This is a genomic window from Chitinispirillales bacterium ANBcel5, from assembly GCA_029688955.1.
Taxonomy (GTDB): Bacteria; Fibrobacterota; Chitinivibrionia; order Chitinivibrionales; family Chitinispirillaceae; genus Cellulosispirillum; species Cellulosispirillum alkaliphilum.
This window is the reverse complement of the sequence record JARUKZ010000075.1, coordinates 1-4,886: the sequence shown is the minus strand read 5'-3', so window position 1 is coordinate 4,886 and position 4,886 is coordinate 1. Positions and strand designations below refer to the sequence as shown.

The 4,886-nt window shown below is 35.7% G+C and carries 5 protein-coding genes; all 5 read left to right on the top strand.

Going from position 1 to position 4,886, the window contains the following annotated elements:
* Positions 1–1,054, top strand: a 1,054-nt coding sequence (locus tag QA601_18580) for a peptidoglycan-binding domain-containing protein (protein MDG5817111.1), incomplete at its 5' end; no start/stop codon positions are given.
* A complete protein-coding gene (locus tag QA601_18575; GenBank protein MDG5817110.1) occupies positions 978–1,523 on the top strand; it encodes a hypothetical protein in 546 nt (181 codons plus the stop codon). The genes QA601_18580 and QA601_18575, both read left to right, overlap by 77 nt.
* A 362-nt stretch (positions 1,524–1,885) precedes the next feature.
* A complete protein-coding gene (locus QA601_18570; GenBank protein ID MDG5817109.1) occupies positions 1,886–2,488 on the top strand; it encodes a hypothetical protein in 603 nt (200 codons plus the stop codon).
* Between the two features lie 192 nt (positions 2,489–2,680).
* The gene (locus QA601_18565; GenBank protein ID MDG5817108.1) at positions 2,681–3,307 is read left to right on the top strand and encodes a hypothetical protein; all 627 of its coding nucleotides are present in this window, start codon (positions 2,681–2,683) and stop codon (positions 3,305–3,307) included.
* Positions 3,308–3,458: 151 nt separating this feature from the next.
* Positions 3,459–4,109, top strand: a complete 651-nt coding sequence (locus tag QA601_18560) for a hypothetical protein (protein ID MDG5817107.1) — start codon at positions 3,459–3,461, stop codon at positions 4,107–4,109.
* The last annotated feature ends 777 nt before the right edge of the window (positions 4,110–4,886 follow it).

Genomic DNA, 4,886 nt, shown 5'->3' with positions numbered 1-4,886 from the left:
CTTCACCGACATGGAGGTGTTTAAGAATAATTTTGTAAAGAGAGTGGAGAGCGGTGGAAGGTTGAAGATGCGGGTGAATTATGCTCAGCCACCTTGTAAATATGAATTAAGAATGGGTGATAATGACTCCGAAAAGATATGGGGAGGCGAAATACATGGTGAATGTGGTAATTTTGTTAAAGAATTAAAAAATGATCTTTTCAGTCTTGGGTATTGGGTAACTGAGGGCTTGGATGCGACCAGTGTCTTTAATGGAGTATTTGACCATGGTTTGTATAGTGGATTGAAAACTTTTCAATATGAATTTAAAGAAACTAAGAGTTTGGATGTTACTGGCATCCTTGATTATAAGACCTCGGTATTGATAAAAGAATGTATAAATAGCAGATCTTTTGAAAGACCAGGAGTAAGAGTAAGCCTTTCTAATACAACGAGATTATACCAACTCCAGCCATCAAATTATTATAAGAGATATAGGGCAAGATTTCCAGATTATGAAATTATTAAAAGAAGTGATGGAAAAAGATTGACCGGAGACCTTGATGATGTGTTTCATAACCACCTTTGGAGAACTAAACAAACAATAGAGGCTTTAGAAAAATTAGCAGAAGAATGGTCAAAATACGACGGGTATGATGCAGATGTTGATATGGTTGAGATTGGCGATATTTCAACATGGCTCGGTGGAGATACCCGACACAATTCACATAAAGATGGACAAGGTGTTGATATCAGAGCTAAGAGCATAGGGGTTTTGGATAGGATTTCTTATAAGTATGACAGAAGTAAGACAAAATCATTTATTATGCTTACCAAGAAAGTTGGCTTTGGAAGAGCAATTACGATGTGTCCTGATGTTATAGAATATTGTAATAACAAAAGTAAAAATAACGGTGAGGGGATGTTTGTTACTGCAATAGCAGGACACCAACATCATCTGCACCTTGATTTTGGAAGTAGTGGAAGGAGTGTTGTTAATGAACATAAAGAACGTGGTTTTTGCGCCAAGTGTCAGTGGAAAAATAGTTGCGATTCTACAAGTAAGATATTGTAAAACTGCAAGGATAATTTTTTCATTATTTGTGTTATTAGTTTTGAGTACAAATTTTTCTTTGTACTCGAATACTACCGAAGAAAAATGTCTGGATATTGTTAACCCTTGTAATACAATTCCTGATAGGCTTATTCAATTAACTATTATAAATAATGAAAAAGTCATACAAGATGTTTGTGATTGTGAGCCTTATGAAGTTGTGCATAAAGATAGTCTTCTGATTTTGCAAGGAGGATGCGATGCCTCCGTGTTTGATATAGTTTCATGTAAAATGCATGATAACGACAAGTTAGGTCTAAGTGTATTGAGTTCTTGTAATAATCAATTAGATTTTTTGCTAGAGAAGGTTTCTGCTGAAGAAAAAATATGGTTTATAAAAACACCGGGCTGGTCTTCTTACGACAGTCTATATTATATTGAATCAAAAGTGAAAGATAGCATCAGAGTAATACCTGCTGAATGTGATTAGGCGCGATGTAAGTAGCGCCCTTCCATAAAAATGGATATAATTAAACCAGTGGGGAAAATATGTATATACCGATGAATGTTTGGAATAGACAGTATGTCATAAATTCTACTATCTGGAATTGTTCCGGGTAGGTATGTATGTTGGGGTATTTGTTTATAAGGCATTGGTTCTCCCCCTCACAGTACCATGTCTGTTCGTTTTATTAAAAGTACCGCAAGCCAGATATGAATCATCTTTGTCTCTGGAGCACTGCTTTCTCCTAGCACACCGTTCAAGGTTTTTGATGGTGACTACGCGAGTTGGATGTTGGTACGTCCAAACATACCAAAATGAAAGAGTGATAGATAATGAAAATTTTAGCATTGTTATTCCCATTACTGATGTACCATAGTTGTTTTTCAAGTGAATATACAGAAGAACAGCCAGAAATTATAAATAACAGAAACAATTGTGATTCAACCAACATAGCCACGAGCTTAGTCGACGAATTTTATAACTGGTATATTCATCAGATATACAAGACTGGTAATTCGAGTGATTATCAAAATGCCCCCTTTAAAGAGTTAGCACCAGATAAGTATGGTCTCGACATTGAAACATATAAACAAAAACTGGATAAGATACACTACTTCTCCGAAGGCTATAAAAGTGCTTTAATAAGCAAAAATCTGAAATGTAGCATTGCAATGATGAACTCTAATCATGAATTTAATCCTTTCGAAGAAATGTTTCATTTGGGGGAGGATAACCATATATGTAATATTCTGTGGTATGATAATTGGCTCGGAGGACAAGGTGAGAATATTAACGGCTACAAAATATCTGATGTGTATAAAGTTGATTCTACCAGCTATTCTATTCATGTACACATATTATTAGATGATGAAGTTTTTAGTACAGCAGATGTGACCGTTGAATTTCAATCAGAAAACGCAAAAATATCAAACATTGATCTGAACTTTTGAATATACAGTTTGCAAACACAGTTCTCACTTATAGCTATTAAATTCTGCAATACGTAAGCGTACAGACTAGTATTTTTTCTTCTTATCCAGGTCCTTTAGTCCTGAGAATGTAAGCTGTGGTACATCATCAGTATCAACATAGTCAGTTATAGTTAATAATTTCGTTACACTTTTAGCGTAAGGAGAATATGAATGAAAGCCAAAGTCCATTTAAGGTGCTTTTTTTTAATACTGTGTATCCTGTGTACCTTTGGCTATACTATCGCTGACTTGGCTCACAACGGCTATTGTGAAGTTTCAGATACAGATACTATAGTTATAGAGCCGGATATTACTCTAAATTTTGGCCCACATGAAAAAGATTTTTACAAAATGTGGGGTGAATTGGAGGAAAACACGTTACCACTTGAATACTCATCTGATATCAAGAGTTCTTTACCTGGCATTAAGAGAATAACCGAGCCTCTCCTTTCAATGTTTAAAACTGGATATAATTATCCTAGTATTGCCAAATTGCCTCAAAAAGAAAACATAAAACTATTCTTATTGGAGGCTAGTGATGATGTTGGTGAAACAGTAGTTTTTTTAGGCAGCATAACAGATGATATAAAATTATTCATGATACGTACAGGTAAGGATACTGAGATAGATGGCGTGTTTGGTTATTTACGCAAAACTTACAAAATATCATCAAGCTATGAAATAGTCGTTTCAGAACTATTTACCCCAGATCGGCCAAGTTCTACAAGTGGTACTACTTTAATTAAAAAAGAAAAATACACAATAAATTACATAGGGGAATTCCTTTTAATACAGTAGAAGAGTTGTTGTAAAATATTGAAGACAAAGTGCTGCCCCCCTAACTTCGCGACAGAATTTGATTTAAAATACTTGGATGATTCATTTTTTACGAAAAATATAGCTGAAGAAAAATCGAGAAAAATGATCCTATAATACAAGGAGTGTTTATATGAAATTCAAAAGTTTAATAAGACAAATAGGTCTATTTGGTTATTTCTTTTTTAGTGTTACAACAAATACAAGCAATGCAAACGAGATTAATAATTCATTGAATTATCGTGATACCAATATTGTTAAAGAGCGGGACCTATCATTAGTTTTTGAAGCATCTAAAAAAGATTTTTTAAAATTATGGAATGAATTAGAGGAGATTTCATTACCTATTGAAAGCCCTTTTCCATATAATTTACCTCCTTCTGAAATGTCCTATCCATTGCCAGGTTTTAAATACATTCCTGGCAATTTAGTTCCTTTTTTTGGAGTGGATTATTTTTATGCTCACATGATTGCCAAATTACCACCAATTGGGAATAATAAGATTTTTTTATTAGCGGTTACAGAAGATTCTAATGAAAGATTACTTTTTATAGGCAGCATAACAAATAGTATAAGTTTGTTAAATATAAGTTTAGTTATGGATTATAGTCATGAAGGGGTACATGGCGTTTTGGGCAAGCAATATAAAATTTCAGAGGAATATAAGATTATTATTTCTGAGTATTTCTCACCATATACCGAATCAGTCCAGGGTGATGGTTTGATTAAAAAAGAAATATATTCAATAAATTCTAAAGGGGAATTTATAGTAGTTCAGGAATAACTAAGCTTTGTTTCTGCTCCCTTTCATTGGTTCTCCTCCTCACAGGACCATGACAGGTCGTAGCCATTTAAACCATTTTCATCTACCAAGAAAAAGCGTATAGTGTAGCCCCACAGGGGCGTAATTCCAAAGCCAGGGGCATCGCCCCTGGTCAAATAGAGTCAGCGATAATAGCCCTGAAGGGGCGTTACATGTATCCCAGTTGTATACAATCGTGAATTTCGGAACCTTCAGGAAATCCGCCAACATTTTATTAACCATTGGTTCCCATTTCCCTGACAGGGTCACGCCCCTTCAGGGCTGATATACATCCACACCACCGCACCAGGGGCGCTGCTCCTGGCTATGGAATTTGTGCACCTTTGGTGCGACAGGATTTCAGATTTCCGCACTCGCAGCACACCATGCAAGGTTTTTGATGGTGACCACGCGAGTTGGATGTTGGCTGGTTGCCGGGGAACAAATCCGGTATACCATACCGATAGATTTAAATCGGTTTTTGACAGAAACCAGACCTATGTGCTGTGCGAACTGCACTGAAACTCGCCCTGGCATGACCAAAACCCATCTTTTGGGCTTGTATTTCGGCTTTATGCTTGTGATCTAACCCCATCATTATTGAGCAACATACTGTTTTTCCTCATAACTACTCCCCCATCTCTTGCGAATTTTTGAACTATATAGTCGCGAAATGCCTCATTTAAACCAGATTAAAGCTACTCAGCAGGTGATTAGTCTCATTTCAATTTAAAATAGAGCTACTCAGCAGGTGATTAG